Source organism: Bartonella sp. DB5-6 (assembly GCF_000278115.1).
Taxonomy (GTDB): Bacteria; Pseudomonadota; Alphaproteobacteria; order Rhizobiales; family Rhizobiaceae; genus Bartonella; species Bartonella refiksaydamii.
The window spans coordinates 147,046-171,023 of record NZ_JH725117.1 but is presented as its reverse complement, the minus strand read 5'-3'; the positions used below and the strand labels follow the sequence as shown (position 1 = coordinate 171,023).

Genomic DNA, 23,978 nt, shown 5'->3' with positions numbered 1-23,978 from the left:
TGCATTGTTTAATTTTTTAATCAAAGCTTTATTGTTTGCGGACCATTGTATTCTACATTTATTTTTTCAAATACCTCAATATCTCAAAAAAGCGCCTTATATTGCCATAACTGCTCTATGCCGATCCATAAAAAATACAAAAAATCATAAACTGAGCAGATGGTTGGAGGCATTTATCTTAGAAAAAACTGCTTCGGACAAATATCGCAGATTTGAGACGCTATAATAGAGACACTATAAAAAAGCATTGGCTTGAGAAATTTATAATTGAGTAAGCGACCAAAAACGTTCGTTGGAATATTCTGATACAAATACTAGGTTAAATTTGGGAGAGATATTTCTTCCAAATGTTATTTTAAACGGGGAGGTTAAAATGAAGGTAGAATTAAATACTAAAGTGGTACTAGTAACGAAGATTAAGTCTTATTCCTCTACATTTGCTAAAGTGAAATCTTTGATTTGTGACTCTTTATTGTCGTAACTAAAATATTGGAAGGGGTTGTATGACCCCTTCTATTTACAGTTTGAGGTAATATGCATTTACAGAGCGAAGATGCGGTGCTGTTGGCTAGCGATATAAGAAAATGTGGAGTTAATTTAAATGTCCTTGGTTTAGGGAGGAGATCTCCATATATCGGTCGCGAAGATGCAATAAGAATGGCGATGGTTTCTTTATTTTGTGCTTATAAGAAAAGCATTGTCATTTCTGGTTCTGCTGGATGTGGAAAGACTTCTTTTGTGCGTGAGCTTGCTTGTAGGCTTAATCAGTCTAAGTCTATGGTGAATGGGTATGTCATATTAGAAGTTAATTTAGGAAGCGTGATATCTGATACGGGATTGCGGGGGGAGTTTGAACGAAAAATTGGGGCTTTAATAGAAACTGTTTCTCCATATGAAAATGTCGCCCTGTTTATCGATGAAGGGCATTCAATTGCTCATACCAAAAGTGATGGGGGTATTGGCGCTATGGATTTATTCAAACCTTTTATACTGGAACAGAATTTAAAGCTTATTGTAGCAACCACTTCTGCTGAATTAGCACATATTCAAGGAGATACTGCGTTTTTTCGTAGATTTCATCATATAAGCTTGGATGAGTTATCAATAGATGAAAAAATGAATGCTATAAGGCTACATATAAAATATCTTGAAGAGTATCATGAGCGTAAATTTTGTTTTGATAATTTTAATTTTGATAACACAAGAGATTTGCATGATTTGTTGAGTCATGTAGATCTTCAGCTAGCTAGGGGGAGATTTGAAAATGAATTCGCTATATGAAAACAAGTATGTTTACTCGTATACTATATCAGCGAGGCAAGAAGGTGATGAGGTTTTGATAGGGGCAGATATACATAACGTTGTAGCCCTTGATATGAGTGGTACATCGCCGAATGTTATAAAGGCTTTGGCGTGTTTTGACGCAGATAATACCATAGGTGATATAATATTAAAATGTAACCTAGATACTGCAGAAAGCGAAGATTTTTTATATTTAACAAAATATATGCTTGATAATAGAATAATAGAACCTCCCTTTTCTAAGGAGGATTCTATAAGAAAAGCAGGGCTTAGTGAGAGCGAATATAACAGATTTGATAGGCAAATTAACTTATTTAAGCATGTATCAGGTAATTTTGACAATGCTCTTTTAGCTAACTCCAAATTGAAAGATGCTAAGATAACTATAGCTGGTTTGGGTGGATGCGGGAGCTATGTTTTTTATACATTATCTGCAATGGGTGTAGGACACATTAAAAGCTATGATTTTGATATTGTTGAAGAATCAAATTTGTCTAGGCAAATACTCTATAATTATAATGACTTAGGGAAAAAAAAGGTTGATGTTGTTAGAGATAAAGCTCCCTATATTAGCCCTTCAACTCAATATGCGTTCTACGATGAAAAAATAGATAGTATAGAGAAGGCATGCCGTCTGTTTGAAGGAGCTGATCTTGTTATATCCGCAGCAGATAATCCAAGGCCCGATTTTTTTCATTTGATGAACGAAGCCGCTTTCAATATGAGGGGGGCGTTATTATATGTCGGTTCGGCTACGGTAAATGCTATTGTTGGGCCACTTATTATTCTAGGTAAAACCAGATGTTATGCATGTGTGAATCAGAATCATATAAAGGATGTTAATGAGTTTGAATTTGTTAAAAATATTAAGCAAAACTATATGAATACTTTGATAGATCCATATAATGCGGTTGCTGGTTCTTTGGCTGCTCTTGAAGCAGTGAAATATTTAACGGATTTTGACAAATGTCAAATTATAGAAAAAACATTATTCATTAATTTTTCCGGATATCAAATTGATAAGACTGGAGATCCATATAGCGGCTCTTGCCATATCTGTAATAAAATGTGAGCTTTTATATTTATATAAAATAATTAGTACATTACTTTGTGGACGCTATTGGTGAATAAATGAAAAGTATATTAGCATTTGGATTTTTATTTAACGGTATAAGGATTTTAACAGGCGCCTTTATTGTATTTTATATGCTTGAAAAAGGCTTAACCCTTATCGATATCGGTATAATTAAGTCATTTCAAGCTTTTATTATGATGGTTACAGATATTCCTCTTGGATATTTTGCCGATAGAAAAAGTTATAAAATATCTATAATTTTGGCAGCGGCTTTTGCTACCGCATGGCTCTTTCTCATGGGAGTTTCTACAAGCTTTTACGGTTTTCTTTTGGCAGAAACTTTTAATGCATTATCGCTTACATTGATTGCTGGTGCCTATAATGCCCTACTTGTTCAATATGCAAAAACAAAACTTGCATCCACTAAAAAAGTGCTCGGTTCCAGCTCTCAATATAATTACATTGGCATGTTTATATTTAGTTTGATAGGCGCATATTTTGCCGATTATTCTAGCCAATATATATGGTATATATCTGCGTTTTTAATGATGATCACAACAGTCTTTGGTTTGTTTTTTTTGGATGATCTAAAGGGAAAGACAAAAACAATAAAAGCGAATTCTTTCATTTCTGACGCAAGAGAAATGTTCTCTATTTTTGTTAAAGTTCCTTACATATCTCTATGTTTTTATTTTTCACTTATTTTTTTCAATATATTTTCTCAGTATTGGCAGTGGATATTTAAAGATTATGATATCAATGTAACTTATTTTTATCTTGGTATAACGTTTTCTCTTATATTGCTCTCTCAGCTACTGGCTAGTTTTCTCTTTACAAAACTAAGTGAGGGAGTGAATTTTATTCTACTACTGTTTCTTTCAGCTGCTACGATTTTTACAGTTGCCTTCTTTGAGCCCAAAAAAGAAATTGCTGTTATTTTAGTCTGTATGATTTTTTATCTCATTAAGTATACATATCTTCGTGTGGAAGTTGTCCTGCACGATAGTATTAGCGATAATCTTAGGGCTACATACGAATCTTTCTTGTCCACTGTTGGAAGGCTTAGCCTATTGGTATTTTTTTACATGAGTGCGTATATGGTAAGTATGTTTGGTTTTCTGTCATTAGTATATATTTTTGGTATATATATATTCATCTACTTGTTTGCAGTGTTTTTTTTAGAAGGAACTCTAAAAAGGTCTCAGCGCGAATATTAACTATCATTATTGCGAATGTTTCATGCGATTTAAGAGTGGGATAACATTTTTATTTATAGTGATAATTTGCTATTCCTATTGAATAGGAGCTCCAGCTTATTGTGGGATTTTTTCATTTTAAATTGGTGTATATTGAATCAATCAAAATCATATCTTTGCTCGTCACAAAGGAGGGTGGTGTATAAAAATCGTTTAAGAAAGGAATAAATGTCTCTCATGAATGCTTTTAAGCACCAAGGGTTGCTGGCAACATTGAGAGTTGATAAATAGAATAATAGTGTTTACCTTGTATTTTTATTAAGTAGAGATGGTGGTGCACAATGGAGCAGATTGAGATTAATTTTTTCGTGTTGCACTAAAGTGGGCAGCTTGTTGGAGTGGTTTTGCTTTAGCTCCAAAAGGGTGTAAAAGTGCTTCTGCTTTAACGATGAGTTCGTCTCGCTTTTTTTGTGTTTCTTCAATGCCATAAAGACGAACAAAAGTCGCTTTATGTGCTGTTTCATCTTTCCCAGCTGTTTTTCCTAGGACTTCGCTTTTGGCGGTGACATCTAGAAGATCATCCGTCAATTGGAAGGCTAAACCGAGATATGTTCCAAAAGTAGCAAGTTGTTTCGTTAATTCTTTGGATGCATTGCCGATTATTGCACCTGCTTGGCAAGCAAAGCTTATCAGAGCGGCTGTTTTCATGCGTTGTAGAGTGATAATGTTGGTGCCCTCTTGTGGTTTTTTTTCCGCTTCAAGGTCAAGCATTTGTCCGCCTACCATACCACCAACTCCTGCAGATTGTGCAAGAGCTGTAATTAGTTCTATTCTGGTATCAAAGGAGAGTGTATTGGCTTTATGGGCAATGATTTCAAAGGCAAATGTTAGGAGAGCACTGCCTGCTAGAATTGCTGTTGCTTCATCAAATGCTCTATGAACTGTGGGTTGTCCACGTCGGAGTGTGTCGTTATCCATAGCGGGAAGATCATCATGAATGAGTGAGTAACAGTGAACACATTCTAAGGCACATGCAATATCAAGAGAGTGTTCAGTAGGGATATCAAACAGTGCCGCACTTTGCATAACAAGAAAAGGACGTAAACGTTTTCCACCATTCAGTACACCGTAGCGCATGGCTTGGATGAGGATTTCAGGACGGGCAATTTCACCATTTTGAACTTGATCACTTAACAGTGTATCAAGTCGCCTTTCAACGGTGCGCCTATGTTCTGCAAGAAGGGTGGTAAATTCATGCATTTATGCTTCCTTTATTTTTAAAAATGGGGTTCTGGAATTTCAAAAGAGAGGCTTTTTCTTATTTTGGTCCTTTTGCAGAGGTTTTTATTAAAAATTAATTACTCGTTTATACCTACTGTAAGCGGAAGTCTCTGTTAAAGCCAAACAAAAACTGAATGAAAATCTCATGAGAAGGCTTCAATCAGTGCAAGAAACTGTCATTTTTGGTAATAGTATTACCATTTTTAACATTGTCTCTTCTTTTTAATCAGTGTATAAGGCTATCAGATTTTCTAATTTTTTGACAAAGGCTTTGTCGTTTTTGACATTGCCTCTTCTTTTTTAGTGGATTTGGAGTGTCTCTTTATGGCTGTACCTAAACGAAAAACCTCTCCTTCGAAGCGGGGTATGCGCCGTTCGGCTGATGCCTTGAAGGCGCCAACTTATATCGAAGATAAAAATTCTGGTGAATTACGTCGCCCCCATCACATCGATTTGAAGACTGGGATGTATCGCGGACGTTCAGTTTTGCCCCCTAAAGATTGAGATTTTATCTCCTTACTAGGCTAAGGTTTATTTGATCATAGGCGGGCGCGTGTGCTGGTGATACGCTCTTTTCGGTTCTTCTTAAAAAAAGGGGGGTACCGATGGTAAGGCTTTCCTATTGTACGGTAGATTTGCGGCTGTTGTGTCATCTTGACAAGGAGTTTGAGCTTTTTGTGTGCACACTTTGTGTGAAGTGCGCTCTGTGTGAGGTTATGTCAGAGTTTTCTTGCTGTTATCGGTGTGGATAAAGTTGATTTGCTTGTCATCTTGTCATCTTGATAAAGAGACTTGAAAGGTTGTGCGTGCCAATTTATGGGGCATATGTCATTTGTAAAGACTCAGCAAAAGTCCTTGAACAGTGTTAATAAGCTTGGTAACGGAATTATCTTTCTGAGTACATATTAGATTCATTCGATAAAGAGTGCTACAGGAAGATTAAAATATCATTTTTAAGATGTAAGTTTGTAATGTTATTCATGTCGTGGACAATTCCACCAAAATATTTTGAGATGAAGCAACTTAGCGGATTTCCCATCAAATGTTTTTTTGTTTATGAAGACTCATGGATAAAAAAAACCAGCATATCGCTGGTTTTATTTTATTATTAAAAATATCTTAGCTTATTATTACGCAGCGTATACAGTGTTGCTGTTCGTATTAGCCTCATCTCTCTCGGATTTAAATTCGCGCTCTGGCTTGTTTGAGAGATGCATTTCTATGAGATTGATGGCTTCTGTTTCGGAAAGATTATTAATAACAGCAATTTCACGAGCCATTCTCTCTAGTGCAGCGGTATAGAGCTGGCGTTCGGAATAAGATTGTTCGGGCTGTAAATTTGAGCGAAAAAGATCACGCACTACTTCCGCAATACACATAAGATCACCTGAATTGATTTTAGTATCATATTCTTGAGCACGGCGTGACCACATGGTTCGTTTAACACGTGCTTTCCCGCGCAAGATTTTTAATGCGCGCTCAACAGAATCGACAGCAGATAATTTGCGCATTCCAACAGAAATGGCTTTTGCAACCGGTACTTTGACATCCATTTTATCTTTTGCAAAATGAATAACAAAGAGTTTTAATTTATGTCCTGCAACTTCTTGATCTTCAATCGCTATAATTTGCCCTACTCCATGGGTAGGGTAGACGATATATTCAGAGGTTGCAAATTCTTTAGCATTGGAGGACGTTCCGTGTTGGGATGCCATATTTTAGTTTACTCCCTTTATGACCAAAAAATGTACTGGAAAGCAGGCTATGAACCTGAACGCTGAATGTTCTTTAACCAAGTATAATATACAAATTTAATGAGCATAAAAGTTGAGTACTTTTAAATTCAACAAAAACACCTTGCTTTATAAGCAAAAAGCAAAGAGAAAATACTTAGAAAGATGATCATGTTAAAATAGCATTAACATCAAAATTCAAAAGAATCAATCATTTCGCTTAAGAATTTTTATTTTTACAAGAGAATATTCTCAATTTTTGAAGGAGCGCAGTGTGTACTGTAGGTTATTATTCGCCGCTGCCTGGATTTTCTGAAAAATACTTTTCTAATTTATCCGGAACACCATCCATTTCTTTTGCTTGAGGAAGCGGGTCTTTTCGGGTGGTTAAATTAGGCCATTTGGTTGCATATTGAAGATTGAGCTCTAGCCATTTTTCTAATCCTGGTTCTGTATCAGGCTTAATGGCTTCTGCTGGACATTCTGGTTCGCAGACACCACAATCGATACATTCATCGGGATGAATGACAAGCATATTTTCTCCTTCGTAAAAACAATCAACAGGGCAAACTTCAACGCAATCAGTATATTTGCAATGAATGCAGTTGTCGGTTACTACATAAGCCAAGATCAAACTCCATTTGTTATTTTAGTGATCTTTGGAAGAAAATGTATGTGTGCTTTTATCATTTGTGAGTTGATCGCGTAGCGCAGCTAATTTTGCAAATGGTGAATCAAGATTCGGGCGCATTTCTCTCCTAGGTGGTTTATTATTTGCACGTTTGGTGTGAGATTTGCTGGACTTATAAGAGTGTTTGGTGTGTAATGCTGCTTCTTGCAGGGTATTTTCATTCACGTTTGCCCTTTTCTTAAAAGATTTTTTTTGTTTGTTTTGCCATTTGTGTCCAGATTTATCACGGTTTTTGTGTGCGTGGTTGTGAGAATGATGATGATAACGCCATAGTAGAATGACTTTATCTTCTGTTGCGATACGTTTTTGTTTGGCAAAGTCGCCCACAGGTTCGGCTGCTGGTAAACAATCTATGGTGTTGACTATGATATTGGGTTGTGTTCCAACACAAGTGGATAAGACACTTTTTTCTCCTTGTATTGTTTCCAAAGCTTTCATTGTTTGCCATTGGTCACCAACGCATTCTGCCACAGGAACATCTTCTGTTGTGGTACATGCATGGGAAGAGGCTTCGTGTGCAAGGAGGTTTTGTTCAAATACAGCACTGTTGATGGCATGCGCTTGATAACCAAGTCCTTTAAGAATCTCTTCCATATCGGTTCCATTGGCTCCAAGAATAGACATCATTGTGGATGTAACAAAAAAACTTTTGCCATCATAGGCGCCATCGGGTTTTGGTTCACTCCCTTGTTTCCAATGAAGTGTAGGGCGGATGAGGTTTGCAAGACGCTCTAAAATATCAACGCGCACAGCACGCTGCCCTAAGATTCGATAACCGGCTAACTGATAAAATTGACGGTTATATGTGGGATCAACAACGAGGGAAGTTCGTCCTGCAGACAAAGCCGCAAAAATTTCATTCAAGCCAGCTTGGTCATGACCTTCATTTTGAAGGTTCCATAGCAGAGTAATTGCTTGGACAGGAGCGGGTTTAAGCATTCCTATAACATAGATATGAAAAGCACCAAAACGCACACCTAGCCGCCGGAGCACTGCCCGTGATTCTTGGTTGAGACCTTTAACGATTTCAGCTACTTCTCGACGAGGTAAGATTCCTAAAGAGTTGACAAGTTGTGCGGCAAGGCTGCTTGTTGAATCCGTCAAGCTATCGGCATTTTGCAAATCAAACAGTGGTTTTAAAGCCGTTTCAAAATGAAAAGTCACAAAACGCTCTAGTCTTTTCACTACATTAGTGCGGGCTTCTCCTGTTAATTGAGCATCTGCTAGAACAACGAGTTTGGGTTTTAAAAGATTCTCTGTTGCAACAAGTTGTCCCACCGGTTGACCAATCCAACGTACAATTCCATCAGAACTGAGTGTAAGGTCTCCATTAGCACAAGCACAGAAACGCGTTGCACGTTTGGTAAAGGCGAGAATCAAATCTTCATCTCTCACATCTGTTAAGTTTGGCGTGTTAATTGTTTGAGCAGTATTGTTCTTATCGGCATAAAAACGAAAACCTTCAAATCTGCCATTCCCGTGTTTTTCAATAAAAATATCATCTTGAAGAATCTCATTGCGTTGAACAATCTTGCTATCCATGATCATTTTCTTTCTCAGTGCTACACTGGTAAAAGCTTATTCTTGACAATTTTATCATTGTGCTGCTCCTTTAACATGTTTGTTATATTTGCTTCAATCTTTCTTGTTGTTTTTGCAGCTTCTTTTTGTTTTTAAATTTTAGGTATTTCTCTTTTTATTCATTTTTTGCGTGTTATATATGTTTATTGCACGCATTAATTGTATTGTGAAGCTGAAAGTATAAAATAAATTCTTTGCTCAAAAAGCAAGTAAGTCGATAATTAAACAAAACAGCATTTATTTTAGCTGGCTAGCTTATTTTTTTCGTTCTTTTCTTGGAGAGGTGAAGACAAAGCTTTTTCGCGCATTTCTTACGGGTAAGAGGCGTATATTATATCGCTGTTTTACTCATGAATCTGTATATTCTGATAATAAGTTTTACAATGACTGTAAAAAAACAATTGCGATTATAAATTTACACGCTAAAGTAGTGACATAAAAATTACAACTTTTACGTTCTTCTTTGAAAAAGAATGATGGTGTCGTTGCCAAATCAACTTTGATAATTTTAATCGCAAGGGGTTATTATGGGTAATCTTTCAAATGCTGTCTATAAAAACAGTAAAAATTATAACGGCGTAGATAAAAGCTTGGGACGCAATATGATGCGTTCTGCTATGCAAGCACCTTATCTTGAACGACAAAAAGAGCATGATTTAGCTCTGCGATGGAAAGATAAACGCGATGATGACGCTATGCATCAAATTGCAGCGGCGCATATGCGTTTGGTGATTGCGATTGCTAACCGTTTTAAACGTTTTAAAATGCCGTTGGGGGATCTGGTACAAGAAGGTTATGTGGGCTTGCTGGAAGCTGCTGCGCGTTTCGAGCCTGATCGGGAGGTCCGTTTTTCTACTTATGCAACGTGGTGGATACGTGCTTCTATTCAAGATTATATTTTACGAAATTGGTCTATTGTTCGAGGGGGAACCAGTTCTTCGCAAAAAGCGCTTTTCTTTAATCTACGACGTTTGCGGGCGAAATTAATACAGGATGATAGTGCTTTAACTAAACAAGATATTTTTCGCACGATTGCTGAAAAACTCGGAGTTTCAGTCCGTGATGTTGAAACAATGGATTTTCGTTTTTCTAGTTCTGATAATTCTTTGAGCGTTTCTGTTTCTGAGAATAGTGATAACCCCATTGCTAAAATGGATGCTCTCGTGGATGATAGCCCTCTTCCTGATGCCTTAATTGAGCAGGTGATTGACGGACAACGGCGTACACAATGGCTTTATGATGCGTTGCAAATTCTTAATGAACGTGAGCTTGAAATTATTCGTTTTCGTCGCTTGAATGAAGAGGGAGCCACTTTAGAAGTTTTAGGTGAAAAGTTGGGAATCTCGAAAGAGCGAGTGCGTCAAATTGAAGCACGTGCTTTGCAAAAGCTACGTTCTGCTCTCCTTACGGTTCATTCAGCAGATGCATATGAGATATAAGCATTGAAGGTTTTTCAAGAAGACAATCTGAAGTGAGGTTGGACAATAAGAAGTGTGTGAGAGCCATGGGGGATGGTTTCAAAGGTTAACGAGATCCGCGTGGGAAAAATATATTAAGAATTGTATAAGAAAGAGGATAGGAGGGAATCAAAAGTACAGACAAGAATGGGGGATTACTCTGTGATAATTTTAACGTTTGTACCTACGGGTAAAGTCTGGGTTGGGGAGAGTGCGTTGAGAATGCGAAAAAATTTTTCTTTATGCGTTGTGTTTTGCATTTTATTGGCAAGGCTTGCAACGCTTTCTCCCTGTTTAACGCTCACAACGCGGATTCTCAAGGGTTTTAGCTTTTTTAACTGTGATGATGTAAGGGGATGAAAGCTTTGTACTGTTCTTTCGGCAATCGCTTCAAAATTTTGAGAATTATGTGGGGATGCGGTAAGGAAACGAAAGAGGTGTTTGTTGAATAAAATGACAACTACATCAAACTGCCATTGCTTATTGGCCGCATGGGCATGTGCTCCAAGAAGACCTTGGATTGTTATTGGGCGGACAGAGGACTCATCAAGCCCCATAATCCAGCCACTTTTTAAGTAATCGCTTGCAGAGATTTCATCAGTATGTGGTAGTGCATCAAAACGAATGGCAGTTTTACCCATTCCGCTGGCCCAAACAGTGTTCTCTGAAGTCTCTATTATGAAATTGTGTGGAACGGAAAAAGTTACACGCAGTTGCGGGTGGATAAATTGGTTTTCTCGTACAAAACCTGTATGAGAGTTGCCACCGAAAATCATGCCATCAATGCTTTTGAGAAAAGAATCACGATTAGTGTTTTTTATGTTTGCTGTACTTATTCTTCGTGCTTTTTCTATCGCACGGAGAATCCGTTGCGGAGTTGTTGGGTGTGTTGCTAAAAAGTCTAAGGAAGTATTTGAAGTTCTGGAGCTATTACGAAAGGCATTATAAGCTTCTAGTGATTGTAAAAAACGTGGTAATGCGAAAGGGTCATATCCTGCTCGTTTGACCATTTCGAGTGCGATTGAATCGGCTTCCAGTTCTTGATTGCGTGAAAATTGCGCAAGTTGTTGCTTGTTGTTAATGGAGTTATGAGGTTTTTTTTCGTTGGAAGAGAGAAGGTGTGGTGACATATGATTTGTCATCTTCAATTCGGCTTCTTTTTTAAGGCGTAAAATGCCGTGATTGGCAATAATATGGGCTATCTCATGGGCTAAAATTGCTGCAACTTCTGAAGAATCATTGGCTAAGGCTAACATGCCGCGGGTTATGTAGATGTAGCCGCCTGGGAGAGCAAAGGCATTGATACTCTCGGAGTCTAAAATTGTTACAGAATAGCTTTGATGAGAACCTTGTGACACAACCGTGAGTTTACGCACAATATTTGCTAAGAGGCGTTCAAGTTTTGCATCATAGTATGCGCCGCCATATGTTTGTAAAATGCGGGGGTGTTGTATAGCTCTTAATGTGACATAGATATTGTTTTTGCTGGTACATTTAATTGTTTCAGAAGAACTTGAAGAAAAAGGTATGTTGTTATGTGAGAGACGCGTATGACAAGCAGAAAGGAGAAGCATTAAGCTTATGAGAGTTGCTTTATACATTTGGGGGCGAAACAGAAAGTCTCGTTGAAAAAGTGGACACTTTTGATCATTGTGTACGGTGTTTTCTGGGGGCACAGTGTCTTCTAATTGTATTTTGGCAAATTTCATTTGTATCTTTGTATGTGTTTTTTACAATAAAGGAGCTTTTGGGAAAGAAGCTTTTTGAAGAGGATTCTTTTCGGTTCTATCATGGTTATTATCTATAAAAAAAGTCTATTTTTATAAATAACGCTATAAGAAGAAATCTTACGAAAGGCAGAGTATGGCATGACAGCGTTTACAATATTGTTAAATGGAAATGTTTGTATCACTGATCGTTTGCGTAGCCAAATTCACAACAGTAGAGTGATTGCTGCCGATGGTGGAATGCGTCATGCAGCAGCGCTGAATGTGATTCCTGAGTTGTGGTTGGGAGATTTCGATTCATCTGATCAGTCTCTCATAGACAAATATTGTGATGTTCCGCGTGAGGTTTTTCCTTCTGATAAAGATATGACCGATAGTGCTCTAGCATGTGAAAGAGCTCTGCAAAATGGTGCCAAAAGGCTTATTTTGTGTGGTGCTTTTGGTGGTGAAAGAAGTGATCACAGTCTTTCTCATATGACGCAAGCATTGGTGATGGCCGAAAAGGGTATTGCAGTGTTGTTGACGAGTGGTTTTGAAGAAGGCTGGCCGGTTTTGCCAAAGCCTTTTTCGTATGATTTACCTGAGGGGTGTTTGTTTAGTATTATCGGTTTTTCTGATTTACACGGATTAACCCTCTCAGGTGTAAAATGGCCTCTCTGTGACAAAAATGTGTCATTTGGGTCTTCTTTGACACTTTCTAACCGTATTTGTGGAACCTTTTCTTGCAAATTAGGTTCTGGGAAAGCTATATTGTTGGCGTCTGTACCTATTCCATAAAGCTCTTCCGGTATATTTGAATAAGGCAGAGGGGGGCAGTGATTAAGTGCCGGCATGAATAATATATTTATGTATTGATCTCGAAAAGGAGAGTTTTTTATATGTTAAAGTCAATTTTAAAAGTAGCAGTTGTTTCAGCTATCGGTTTAAGTACAGTGGCTTGTTCTGTCAATGATCAACGTGTTGCCCGTTATGGTGTAGGTGGAGCAGCAATAGGTGCTTTAGCTGGGACAGCGATTGCTGGAAGCACGCCTGGAGCAGCGCTAACGGGTGCAGCATTTGGTGCTTTGGCGGGAACAGTGACAGGTGCTGCTGTAAATCAACAAAGACAGCAAAGACAGGTTATTGTTCAGCAGTCACCAATGTGCACATATCGTACTCACAGAGGTGAGATTTATCAAGCACCTTGTGCTCACCGAGTCCAAGCGCCACATATGCCAAAATTGTGCACTTACCGTGATGGAAGAGGTGTTAAGTATCAGGCGCCTTGTTCTAGACGCGTTCGTTAATGGCGGCGCCGCTGCTGCGGCTTGACCGCATTTTCCTAACTTTTGGATCGACCCCTTTGCTCGACCACGCTTGCTTGTCGGTAGAGCAAGGGGCGCGTATTGCATTGGTGGGACGTAATGGTTGTGGAAAGTCTACGCTACTAAAAATTGCGGCGGGGATAAGTGAGCCCGGTGATGGGGAAATTTTTCGCCACCCTCGGGTCACTGTTCGTTATGTCTCGCAAAATCCTGATTGTTCAGGCTTTGAAAATATTTACGCCTTTGTAGAAGCTGGTCTGGATGATGCACCCGATGTGCAATGGATAAACACACTTCTGGCAAAACTTGGTTTTTCAGGAACTGAGAAGTTGGAAACGCTTTCTGGTGGGGAAAAGCGCCGTGTTTCATTGTTGCAGGCTATTGCAGCAAAACCAGATATTCTTTTGTTGGATGAACCAACCAATCATCTTGATTTACCAACTATCGAATGGCTTGAGGGTGTTTTGTGTTCTTTGCGTTCGGCCATTGTGGTAATTTCGCATGATCGGCGATTTTTAGAAAATGTTACGCATTCAACAGTATGGCTTGATCGGGGAACCACAAAGAGGTTGGAGAAGCGTTTTTCAGAGTTTGAGAATTGGCGTGATAAGGCGCTTGAAGAAGAAGCTTTAGAACAACATAAATTGGGACGACAGATTGCTCGTGAAGAACAATGGTTGCGCTATGGGGTAACGGCACGGCGTAAACGTAATGTGCGCCGTTTAGGGGCGTTAAAAGAATTAAGACAGCAGCATCAAACCTATAAAGGGCAACCGGGAAATGCACTTTTGACAGCTGCTAAAAGCCATAATTCCGGTCAATTGGTGCTTGAAGCAAAACGAATTTCAAAATCTTATGATGATCACGTTATTGTGAAAGATTTCTCTTTGCGTATTCAACGTGGAGATCGGATTGGTTTAGTGGGTCCCAATGGTATTGGAAAAACAACATTACTTTCTATTTTAATTGGCAAAGAAGAGGCCGATAGCGGGACGTTGAAGCATGGGTATAACCTTTCTATGGCGTTGCTTGATCAACAGCGTACTTTAAATGGAGAAGAAACTTTAGCGCATTATCTCACGGGAGGGAGGGGTGATACTCTTTTGATCAATGGGCAAGAGCGGCATGTTGTTTCTTATATGAAAGACTTTTTGTTTTTACCTGAACAAGCGCGCACACCACTCAAAGAATTTTCAGGTGGAGAAAGAGCGCGTCTCATGCTTGCACGGCTGCTGTCACGTCCAGCAAATTTTTTGATTCTCGATGAACCGACCAATGATTTGGATATGGAAACATTGGATTTGTTACAGGAGTTTATTGCTGATTTTGCGGGGACAGTACTGTTGATCAGTCATGATAGAGATTTTTTAGATCGCACTGTAACGCATGTGTTGGCGCCCCAAGGTGATGGCCGCTGGATTTTATACGCTGGTGGTTATAGTGATATGATGGCACAGAGCAAGCAAGCTGTTTTAGCGCGTAAAGAGTTCTCAAAACCTCATGTGCAAAATCATACAAAACAGGGGCTATCGAGGGAAAAAATGGTGTCCCACAAATTGTCTTACAAGCAAGTTTATGCGCTGGAAAAATTGCCTGAACAAATCGCTGCTTTACAGAACGAGATAAAAAAAATTGAACAAGAACTTTCTGATCCAGCACTCTATAGTTGTGATAAAGCTCGTTTTGAGAGTCTTTCTACAATGCTTCAAGAAAAACAAGCGCTTTGTATGCAAAAGGAAGAAGAATGGTTAGAACTTGAACTTTTGCGCGAAGAAGTAGAAAAAGAAAAGTCTTCGGGGTCTCGTGAGGCCTGAATATTATCTTACTTTGAATATTTTGCAAAAACACCTTATTCTGATTTATTAATGGAGACGTAAGAATCATTAATTCGAGAGGTTAGAATGTGATCTCTCCATTCACCGGCAATCATCAGATAATCTCTGGCACGGCCTTCTTTTTCAAAACCAAGGCGCTCTAATAAAATTCTACTTTTGATATTCTCGGGCATGGTGTTTGCCATAATTCTATGCAAGCGATAGACACGAAAGACATGAACGATCAGGGTAGATAAAATCTCGAACATGAGGCCTTTGCCTTGTTGTTTTTCATCAAGAGAAAAACCAAGATGACAGGCTTGAAAAACACCACGAACCACATTTGTAAAGTTAACGACGGCAATGATTGTGCTCTCATTTTTTAATCGTACGACATATCGGTATGCTTGTTCTTGAGCACTCTCATAAGCGAACGCATTTGCTCGTGTTTTCCAAGCTGTTAGGGTATGGTAGTTATCGGGTCTTTCCGGTTCAAAAGGATGTAAATAGTTCGCATTGCGCAGGTAATAGGAGGACACTTCACTTGCATCTTCTAAACTGATCAATGTGGAAATTGTTCGTTTTGTTTTGATTCCCATAGTCCTCTCCTTATAGAAATTTATGATCCCGCATCTTTGTCATGTAATTTTTCAAATGCCTTTTTCCTTTTTGATGGAATCAGCCTCGAAAAATAGGAAATCAACTATAAATTTTATCAAAAACGACAACTTTTGCATAAGGGATGGTAGAATAGAGCAAAAAGTTAAAAGTCGTTGCACATAATTTTATTTTGATAATGTATTGTTGTTCTTGATTACACTTTACGGTGGTTTTTATATTTTTAAATTCCCCACTTTATGAAAATCTTATAAGCTTACTATAAGATGGAAAGCGTCTTGTTTATTATTGGTTTTATATTTTAATACATAAGTTCATTTTACGCGTATTAACGATGTTCTTATTGCTGCTTGTGTATAAATTTGGAATGCTCAATATATCAATATATTGGTGATTTGATCCACTATGGTGAATTTGTTACTCTGTGACGGTTCAGTATTTTCTTAATCTTAAGTGATTGTGCAATTTACTTTTAAACATCATTTTGCTTTTTTATATCTTCAACTGTTTGCATCCTATTCTGGTTTTGTATCGGCTTTTGTCATTTGATTTGTGCAAAATGCAATATAGTATAGTTCAATGTCTTTGCTTCAACCTCGTTTTTCTCCTCATTTCGCGTTTTGCATGACCGATTGAAATATTAAGAACTCTTCTGGGTTTAAGAGAGAGAGACTATATGATCTTCTATGCCGTTTAAGGGGTTCATTTTTAAGTTGCGCAATGTCTTGCCGATATTTTGTTGCACATTGTGCACTGTTAAAACTTCTAGCAGAAATTTATGGGGGTTTATGCATTTTTTATATTTTTCATTGTCTCTTTAATCTTTTGAGAAAATGTTTGGTGTCATCAATGGTGTTAACTCATAAAAAGCCATTTTTTTTAAGTTAGATGGCTGCCTCTTCTTTGTCCGTTTATGATCTTTGGGGAAAGAACGGCGTTTTGCAAATTATTTTACAAGCAGGACTGTTGCGTTGAAAAGTTGCTTGAACAAATCGCTGCTTTGCAGGATGAAATGAAAAAATTCAACAAGATTCTCTAAGCCAGCGCTGGATTACTGCGATAACGCGCATTTGAGCGTCTGTCGACAGCACTGGAAGAGAAGTTCTTGTGCGCAAAAAAAGATATATGTTGGAACTTGAATTTTTATATGAAAAAAAGATACACGCCCGTGCTAACTCATCCCAAGCGCGTTTTTATAAAGTTGGATGACGGCTTCTTCTTCCATGCGTTCATGATCTTCTTTTTTACGCAACCGTATAATGCTTCGAACAGCTTTACTATCAAAACCAGATCCTTTCAGTTCGGCATAAACTTCTTTAATATCATCGGAAATGGTTTTTTTTTCTTCTTCTAGCCGTTCTATACGTTCAATAAAAGCACGTAATTGGTTTACGGATATAGCGTGTGTTTGGTCAGTTACTGTATTCATTGCATGTTTCTCCAGATAATCTATGTTAAGCTATTTTGGGCAATAAATTTGTGTTGGAAAAGCTTGAAAAACAGAAAATTAATCAAGCTGTACACTTTTTTTACAAATTGTCTTTAAATATTTTGTAAAATTTTGAAAATTTGCATTGACAAAAAGGCAATAAGGACCAGAAAAGAATTAAAGATATCTCTGTCTACATTTGAAAAGTTCTTAAAAAAAAGAAAAGAAGGGATGTATGTTTTGTTTTAAGGACTTATGTCATAAAGGGAGTTTTATGGTTGACAAAAAGCAGCCCAGAAATCGGCAATGGGTGTTGCAGCAAGGACTGAGGGTTTTTCTCTTGAGCGTTCTGCTTTTTTTTCCGCTTGTTAATTTTGCAAAAGCTGATTTTAGAGTTTGTAATATGACCCAGCAGCCTGTTGGTGTCGCCCTTGGCTATCGTACGCTTTCAGGTTGGGTAAGCGAAGGATGGTGGATGGTACCCGTAACAGAGTGTAAAACTTTAATTGATGGTCCCCTTGCTTCGCGGTATTATTATTTTTATGCGGAGGGTGCACAGAAAAAAGGGAACTGGCCCGGTTCTGTAACTATGTGTGTGCAGGATAGTCAGTTTACCATTCAAGGGGTTCATGATTGTTTCCCCCGAGGCTATCAAAAGGCTGAGTTTAAAGAAATTGATACAGGCAATCAAATTAGTTGGATGGTGCAGTTGACTGATGAGTCTTTGTTTGGTGATTCGGTTGTACATTCTTCTCGTCTTTCAGGAGATTTTTCACCATGAAGCGCGCACGTAAGGTAAAAATTATTGCCACTCTCGGTCCTTCTTCTTTTTCCATTGGGATGATTGAAAAGCTTTTTATGGCTGGAACAGATGTTTTTCGTCTGAATATGAGTCACACTGACCGTAAAACAATGTGTGATTTGGTAAAGCGCATACGGCAGGTCGAAAAAAATACTCAACGACCAATCGGCATTTTAGTGGATCTACAGGGACCAAAATTGCGCATTGGCTGTTTTGCTAAAGGTCAAGAGAATTTGCGTGTTGGGCAGAATTTTACCTTAGATGGTCGTGATGTACTTGGCGATGCACAGCGTGTTTTTTTTCCGCACGCAGATGTCCTTACGGTTGTTAAACCGGGGGATCGGCTGTTGATTGATGATGGAAAGTTGGAATTGTGTGCGCAAGTTTGTGATGGTCACTCTGTTCAGTGTCGTGTGGTTGCTGGAACGCATATTGCTGATCGAAAAGGCGTGAGTCTTCCCGATACAATTTTGCCTTTTGGTTCGATGACATCAAAGGATAAGGCTGATCTTCAGGCTCTTTTAGAACAGCCTGTTGATTGGGTTGCTCTTTCTTTTATTCAACGTCCAGAAGATATTATGGAGGTGCGCCGGTTAACGAAAAGCAAAGTTGCTTTGATGGCTAAAATCGAAAAACCGCAAGCTTTGGAACATATAGAGAAAATTATTGAGATTTCCGATGGTATTATGATTGCACGGGGAGATCTCGGGGTGGAAATGCCGTTGGAAAAAATTCCTGCCATTCAAATGGAGCTGATAAAGGCTTGTCGTTTAGCTGGAAAGCCTGTTGTGGTGGCGACACAAATGCTCGAGTCAATGATTACATCTTCTGTTCCAACACGTGCAGAAGTATCTGATGTTGCTACAGCTGTTTATGCGGGAAGCGATGCCGTGATGTTGTCTGCTGAATCTGCGTCTGGTCTTTATCCTGAAGAGGCTGTGCTTATGATGGACCGGATTGCTCAGCAAATCGAGCAAGATCGCACTTATGCAGCTCAGGTTGGGGCACAGCATCCTGCTCCAGAAACAACGGGAACAGATGCGATTTCTCTTGCGGCGCGCCAGATTGCCGAAACACTAGCATTAGCAGCTATCGTTGCCTATACTGCTTCAGGGACAACGGGTGTGCGTGCATCACGGGAGCGTCCGAATAGACCCATTATTGCTTTATCTCCTATTGTGGAAACAGCGCGGCGATTGGCTTTGGTTTGGGGGCTGCATTGTGTTGTCACTGAAGATGCGCGAGATTTGGAGGATATGGTTGACCGAGCGGCGGCGATTGTCTTTCAAGAAGGTTTTTGCCAAGTAGGAGATCGCTTCCTTGTGACAGCAGGCGTTCCCCTTGGTACACCTGGTGCTACAAATTTATTGCGTATCGCTTCTGTTTCTCAAGACGGAATGAGAGGTGTTTAAATAGCAACACCTACTTGTCCTGCTTTGCTTTTTCTTGAAAGAGCAGTTTGTTCATCTACTGCTACTGCTTTTGTAATTTGCACGATTTTTCACCATTGTGCTGCTACAATTGGGATGATCATACTAGTCTTTGAGCATTGTTTTTCTGGTTGATAAGAGCACAGTTGCGCATTTATGAGTTTTCTTGTTGTTGAAAATCAATATTGTTTTGTTCATCTTTGAGCAATTGATTGGTGAGCTTTTCAATCCGCTCCGTTGTATTTCGTACAATCTTTCCCATGGTACGATCCCTTTCATTATGAAGTCGTAAAAGAGTCTCGTAATCTTCTTGTAGTTTTTTATTTTCTCGTTTTATTTCTTCCATTTCGTCAATAATCATAATGCCGGCCATAACCGACAGACGGTGGTCACCAATTTCGCCAAAATTTTTCTTCAAATGTGTGATATATTGGTCTAATCGGGCTGCAAGTTCAATAAGATGGTCTTCTTGTCCTTTATTGCAAGCCATGCGATAATTTTTACCATCAATTGTGACTGAAACGGTTTCCATGTCTTTAAACCTTTATCTATCAATTATGACACGAATCGTTTCCATTGCTTTGATTAAACGTTTGGAAACTTCTTTGTTCACTGCTTCTAGCCGCTCGACTTGGGCTTCGGCTTTGTCAAGTGCTTGGGCAAGATGGCTACGATCAGCGTTCATTCGTTGAATTTCCTCTTCCCATTCGTTGTTTTTATCAATAACGGCGTTGCGGTTTATAATGGTGAACTCTAAGGTTCTTAGTGCTTTTTCCAGTTGCTCTAAAGCTTGTGGCAGAACCGTAGTTTCTTGGTTCATGATATTTTTATCCTTTAGGTCGTTGTATCCTTTATCAGTTCTTTATGCAAAAACGAATCATTCATTATTCTTTTCTTGCGTGAATTTTATTTTTAAGTATGTAGGACATTTTAGCAAGCAAAGCAGGGGATACATGTTAATTAAAAGCTGGATTTTTTGAAAGTATTGGCATAAATGTACTGTATATGAAGGATGCGTGAGGGGAATGTTATTAATGTTATCTTAAGCGATAAAGTCTCATGCTGAGGATTAAAAAACAGTATTTCTCAAAAAATTAAGAGAATACGGAAGAAGCAATAAAATAACTATTTAACGAAATGGTCTATCATTCATGACAAATACAGAACAACAGAATCAGATGGCCAATGCTATCCGTTTTCTTGCTATTGATGCGATTGAAACAGCAAATTCTGGTCATCCTGGTTTGCCAATGGGAGCAGCTGATATTGCTACCGTTCTTTATACAAAGTTTCTTGCCCATGATCCTAAAAATCCTCATTGGCCCGACCGTGATCGTTTTGTGTTATCTGCTGGGCATGGGTCTATGTTGCTTTATGCCTTACTGTATCTGTCTGGTTATGAAGATATCTCCCTTGAGGATCTCAAAAAATTTCGCCAATTAGGGTCAAAGCTTGCTGGGCATCCAGAGTATGGGCACGCTGTAGGAGTCGAAACAACCACTGGACCTCTTGGGCAGGGATTGGCTAATGCTGTGGGGATGGCGCTTGCTGAGCGCTTGCAGAATGCGCGTTTTGGTGATCTCATCAACCATTACACTTACGCATTGGTAGGGGATGGCTGTCTTATGGAAGGGATTTCCCAAGAAGCACTTTCCCTTGCGGGACATTTAAAACTCAATAAACTTATCGTGTTGTGGGATGATAATAATATTTCCATTGATGGAGAAATTTCTCTTGCTGATAGTACAGATCAAATAGCGCGTTTTAAAGCGTCTGGTTGGGATGCATATAAAGTTGATGGGCATGATCAAGCAGCACTCGCACGTGCCATTGAGGTTGCTCGAAATTCCGATAAACCAACTTTGATCGCTTGCAAAACAACTATAGGCTTTGGAGCACCAAATAAAGCGGGAACCAATAAAGTCCATGGAGCTCCTTTAGGAGCACGAGAAATTGCTGAAACCCGCATCGCTTTGGGGTGGGATGTTGAGCCTTTCGTTATTCCAGCAGATATTCTCGATGATTGGCGTTTGGCTGGTCTCAATGCTGCTAAAAAAAGACAAAAATGGGAAGAAAAATTAGCTGCTCTTCCTGTGTCAGAACGGGTGGAGTTTGAAAGGTTGATGCGGGGTGATCTCTTGGGCGGATTTGATGGCGCTATTGATGCTTATAAACAGCGCCTTAGCGAAGAGTGCCCTGTTGTTGCTACGCGTAAAGCTTCGGAAATGGCTCTTGAAGTTATAAATGAAATCGTTAGTGAAACCATTGGTGGTTCTGCTGATTTAACCGGATCTAATAATACAAAAAGCAGCCAGATGAAAAGTATTTCTGCTGAAGATTTTTCAGGGCGCTATATCCATTATGGAATTCGCGAACATGCGATGGGAGCGGTGATGAATGGTCTTGCCCTTCACGGAGGCTTTATTCCCTATGGGGGAACCTTTTTATGCTTTTCTGACTATATGCGTCCTGCCATGCGCCTTTCTTCTCTCATGGGTTTGCGGGTGATTTATGTCATGACCCATGATTCTATTGGTCTTGGTGAAGATGGTCCTACCCATCAACCTGTGGAGCATTTAGCTTCCTTGCGTGCAATGCCTAATCATCTGGTTTTTCGCCCTGCGGATGCTATGGAGACGGTTGAGTGTTGGCAATTGGCTTTGAAAGCACGAAAGACACCTTCCACTTTAGCTTTGAGCCGACAAAATTTACCACTTTTGCGACAAGAATATGAAGAAGAAAATCTTTGTATGCTTGGCGCTTATGAATTACTAACAGCAAGTGATGATGCGCAGGTGACACTGTTTGCTTCCGGTTCAGAATTGCAAATTGCGGTGAAGGTGCATGCTGTTTTAGAGGAAAAAGGTATTCCAACGCGGGTGGTTTCTGTGCCTTGTTTTGAGCTCTTTGCGCAGCAATCTCTCTCCTATCAGCGTGCTCTCATTGGAGATGCTCCAATTAAAGTTGCCATTGAAGCTGCTGTTCGGCAAGGATGGGATCGCTTTATTGGCTGTGATGGTGTGTTTATTGGTATGGAAGGGTTTGGTGCAAGTGGGATGATTGATGCGCTTTACGCGCATTTCGGTATCACTTGTGAAAATGTGGTGACTACCGTTGAAAAAGAGCTTGGAAAACTCAGTAAGGAAAATATGAAATGATTGTTCACGTTGCGATGAATGGTTTTTGTGTTGGTACAGTATTTTGTGCACTATTGTGACAAATGGACAACAAGATATTGAAGTTGTGGCTGTTAATGATTTTGGGGATTGGTGAAAACTAATGCCCATTTGTTGCGCTATAAAAATTGATAAGGAAAATGTGAAATGACTGTTCGCGTTGCAATTAATGGGTTTGGGCGTATTGGACGCAATATTTTGCGTGCCATTGTGGAAAGTGGACGACAAGATATTGAAGTTGTGGCTGTTAACGATTTAGGGGCGGTGGAGACCAATGCCCATTTGTTGCGCTATGATTCAGTCCACGGGCGTTTTCCTCGTCCCATCAAGGTTGTGGGTGATGCCATTGATGTCGGGTGCGGTTTGATAAAGGTATACGCAGAGCGTGATCCAGAAAAATTGCCTTGGAAGGCTTTGGATATCGATATTGCTTTGGAATGTACGGGCATTTTTACTGCGCGAGATAAAGCAAGTGCGCATTTGGATGCTGGGGCAAAGCGGGTTCTTGTTTCTGCGCCTTCTGAAGGTGCAGATCTTACAGTGGTTTACGGGGTAAATCATCAGTCTTTGAGCAAAGAGCATCGGGTTGTTTCTAATGCTTCTTGTACAACCAATTGTTTGGCGCCTGTTGCCCAAGTTTTGCACAACATAGTTGGAATTGAAAAGGGGTTTATGACAACAATTCATTCTTATACGGGCGATCAACCTGTGTTAGATACAATGCATCGTGACCTTTATCGTGCACGTGCGGCGGCTCTTTCTATGATTCCTACGTCAACAGGTGCAGCAAAGGCTGTGGGGTTGGTCTTGCCAGAATTAAAAGGGTTGCTCGACGGTGTGTCAATTCGCGTTCCAACTCCTAATGTTTCTGTTGTTGATTTGACATTTACCGCTAAACGTTCCACAACAATTGAAGAAATAAACACTGCCATTTGTTCTGCTGCACGCGGTGCGCTTGCGGGCATTTTGGACTATACGGAAGAAAAGCTTGTGAGTTGTGATTTTAACCATAATCCACATTCAGCTATTTTCCACAATGATCAAACCAAGGTGATTGATGGTAAGCTCTGTCGTGTTTTGGTTTGGTACGATAATGAATGGGGGTTTTCTAACCGTATGAGTGATACTGCTGTGGCTTTTGCTAAAACAATATAAAAATGGGACACGAAGATTCTCTATTTTATAAAAAAGTTCATTTTTATAATGAAAATTAAAGTATATTCTTTTTGAAAAAAATGAGTAAAGATTGTTTTTGTGCGCTAAGGAGAAGATATTTTCTAAGTGACGTGCTGTGTTTTGTTTCGGTATAGTAATGCGTGGTGTTTAAAACTGCATGCAGGGGGCAGAATTTGAAACAGTGCG

Annotated in this window: 21 protein-coding genes; 12 read left to right on the top strand and 9 right to left on the bottom strand. The window is 39.3% G+C overall.

Annotated elements, in window-relative coordinates:
* Positions 1–663: 663 nt before the first annotated feature.
* Genes MCO_RS04615 through MCO_RS04605 form a run of 3 tightly spaced genes read left to right on the top strand, consistent with a single transcriptional unit; the run spans position 664 to position 3,594 of the window.
* A complete protein-coding gene (locus MCO_RS04615; protein ID WP_245256846.1) occupies positions 664–1,281 on the top strand; it encodes an AAA family ATPase in 618 nt (205 codons plus the stop codon).
* Positions 1,265–2,374, top strand: a complete 1,110-nt coding sequence (locus MCO_RS04610; protein ID WP_007552908.1) for a ThiF family adenylyltransferase — start codon at positions 1,265–1,267, stop codon at positions 2,372–2,374. The genes MCO_RS04615 and MCO_RS04610 overlap by 17 nt, the downstream gene beginning before the upstream one ends.
* A gap of 59 nt (positions 2,375–2,433) precedes the next feature.
* Entirely contained in the window at positions 2,434–3,594 is a 1,161-nt protein-coding gene (locus tag MCO_RS04605) for an MFS transporter (RefSeq protein ID WP_007552399.1), read from the top strand.
* A 336-nt stretch (positions 3,595–3,930) separates the two neighbouring features.
* Here the strand turns inward: MCO_RS04605 and MCO_RS04600 are convergent, their stop codons facing one another.
* Positions 3,931–4,833, bottom strand: coding sequence for a polyprenyl synthetase family protein (locus tag MCO_RS04600; protein ID WP_007552907.1), 903 nt, complete (start codon positions 4,831–4,833; stop codon positions 3,931–3,933).
* Between the two features lie 345 nt (positions 4,834–5,178).
* Between MCO_RS04600 and rpmF the strand changes: the two genes are divergently transcribed.
* Positions 5,179–5,358 carry a 50S ribosomal protein L32 gene (rpmF, locus tag MCO_RS04595; protein ID WP_004857790.1) on the top strand — a complete coding sequence of 60 codons (180 nt, stop codon included), beginning with the start codon at positions 5,179–5,181 and terminating at the stop codon, positions 5,356–5,358.
* 626 nt (positions 5,359–5,984) lie between these two features.
* Here the strand turns inward: rpmF and MCO_RS04590 are convergent.
* The 3 genes from MCO_RS04590 to MCO_RS04580 form a co-directional block, all read right to left on the bottom strand.
* A complete protein-coding gene (locus MCO_RS04590) occupies positions 5,985–6,569 on the bottom strand; it encodes a CarD family transcriptional regulator (RefSeq protein WP_007552905.1) in 585 nt (194 codons plus the stop codon).
* Between the two features lie 307 nt (positions 6,570–6,876).
* Positions 6,877–7,215 (bottom strand): ferredoxin FdxA, encoded by a 339-nt coding sequence (gene fdxA, locus MCO_RS04585; protein WP_040298828.1) that lies wholly within the window; start codon positions 7,213–7,215, stop codon positions 6,877–6,879.
* 21 nt (positions 7,216–7,236) lie between these two features.
* On the bottom strand, positions 7,237–8,826 hold the full coding sequence (locus MCO_RS04580) for a hypothetical protein (RefSeq protein WP_007552902.1): 1,590 nt from the start codon (positions 8,824–8,826) through the stop codon (positions 7,237–7,239).
* A 560-nt stretch (positions 8,827–9,386) separates the two neighbouring features.
* Between MCO_RS04580 and MCO_RS04575 the strand changes: the two genes are divergently transcribed.
* Positions 9,387–10,298, top strand: a complete 912-nt coding sequence (locus MCO_RS04575) for an RNA polymerase factor sigma-32 (RefSeq protein ID WP_007552901.1) — start codon at positions 9,387–9,389, stop codon at positions 10,296–10,298.
* A 173-nt stretch (positions 10,299–10,471) separates the two neighbouring features.
* On the opposite strand, the gene MCO_RS04570 is transcribed toward MCO_RS04575, so the two are convergent.
* Complete coding sequence (locus MCO_RS04570) at positions 10,472–12,025, bottom strand: M48 family metalloprotease (RefSeq protein ID WP_007552900.1); 1,554 nt, start codon at positions 12,023–12,025, stop codon at positions 10,472–10,474.
* 159 nt (positions 12,026–12,184) lie between these two features.
* On the opposite strand from MCO_RS04570, the gene MCO_RS04565 reads away from it, so the two are divergent.
* The 3 genes from MCO_RS04565 to MCO_RS04555 all read left to right on the top strand — a co-directional run bounded on the left by MCO_RS04565 (position 12,185) and on the right by MCO_RS04555 (position 15,161).
* Positions 12,185–12,820, top strand: coding sequence for a thiamine diphosphokinase (locus MCO_RS04565; protein ID WP_007552899.1), 636 nt, complete (start codon positions 12,185–12,187; stop codon positions 12,818–12,820).
* Positions 12,821–12,921: 101 nt separating this feature from the next.
* Positions 12,922–13,329: a glycine zipper domain-containing protein gene (locus tag MCO_RS04560; protein ID WP_007552898.1), complete on the top strand. Its 408-nt coding sequence runs from the start codon at positions 12,922–12,924 to the stop codon at positions 13,327–13,329.
* Positions 13,329–15,161, top strand: coding sequence for an ABC-F family ATP-binding cassette domain-containing protein (locus MCO_RS04555; protein WP_007552897.1), 1,833 nt, complete (start codon positions 13,329–13,331; stop codon positions 15,159–15,161). Before MCO_RS04560 ends, MCO_RS04555 begins: the two co-directional genes overlap by 1 nt.
* A 35-nt stretch (positions 15,162–15,196) precedes the next feature.
* Here the strand turns inward: MCO_RS04555 and MCO_RS04550 are convergent, their stop codons facing one another.
* Positions 15,197–15,760: a GNAT family N-acetyltransferase gene (locus MCO_RS04550; RefSeq protein ID WP_007552896.1), complete on the bottom strand. Its 564-nt coding sequence runs from the start codon at positions 15,758–15,760 to the stop codon at positions 15,197–15,199.
* 1,190 nt (positions 15,761–16,950) lie between these two features.
* On the bottom strand, positions 16,951–17,208 hold the full coding sequence (locus MCO_RS04545) for a DUF2312 domain-containing protein (RefSeq protein ID WP_007552894.1): 258 nt from the start codon (positions 17,206–17,208) through the stop codon (positions 16,951–16,953).
* Positions 17,209–17,443: 235 nt separating this feature from the next.
* On the opposite strand from MCO_RS04545, the gene MCO_RS04540 reads away from it, so the two are divergent.
* A complete protein-coding gene (locus tag MCO_RS04540; RefSeq protein ID WP_007552893.1) occupies positions 17,444–17,989 on the top strand; it encodes a DUF1036 domain-containing protein in 546 nt (181 codons plus the stop codon).
* Complete coding sequence (gene pyk / locus MCO_RS04535; protein WP_007552892.1) at positions 17,986–19,422, top strand: pyruvate kinase; 1,437 nt, start codon at positions 17,986–17,988, stop codon at positions 19,420–19,422. Before MCO_RS04540 ends, pyk begins: the two co-directional genes overlap by 4 nt.
* 172 nt (positions 19,423–19,594) lie before the next feature.
* Here pyk and MCO_RS04530 read toward each other — a convergent pair whose 3' ends face one another.
* Positions 19,595–19,972, bottom strand: coding sequence for a cell division protein ZapA (locus tag MCO_RS04530; RefSeq protein ID WP_007552891.1), 378 nt, complete (start codon positions 19,970–19,972; stop codon positions 19,595–19,597).
* Between the two features lie 12 nt (positions 19,973–19,984).
* Positions 19,985–20,260: a DUF4164 domain-containing protein gene (locus MCO_RS04525; RefSeq protein WP_007552890.1), complete on the bottom strand. Its 276-nt coding sequence runs from the start codon at positions 20,258–20,260 to the stop codon at positions 19,985–19,987.
* A 331-nt stretch (positions 20,261–20,591) separates the two neighbouring features.
* Between MCO_RS04525 and tkt the strand changes: the two genes are divergently transcribed.
* Both tkt and gap read left to right on the top strand, forming a co-directional pair.
* On the top strand, positions 20,592–22,598 hold the full coding sequence (tkt, locus tag MCO_RS04520) for a transketolase (protein ID WP_007552889.1): 2,007 nt from the start codon (positions 20,592–20,594) through the stop codon (positions 22,596–22,598).
* Positions 22,599–22,763: 165 nt separating this feature from the next.
* Positions 22,764–23,771: a type I glyceraldehyde-3-phosphate dehydrogenase gene (gene gap / locus MCO_RS04515; RefSeq protein ID WP_007552888.1), complete on the top strand. Its 1,008-nt coding sequence runs from the start codon at positions 22,764–22,766 to the stop codon at positions 23,769–23,771.
* Positions 23,772–23,978 lie beyond the last annotated feature (207 nt).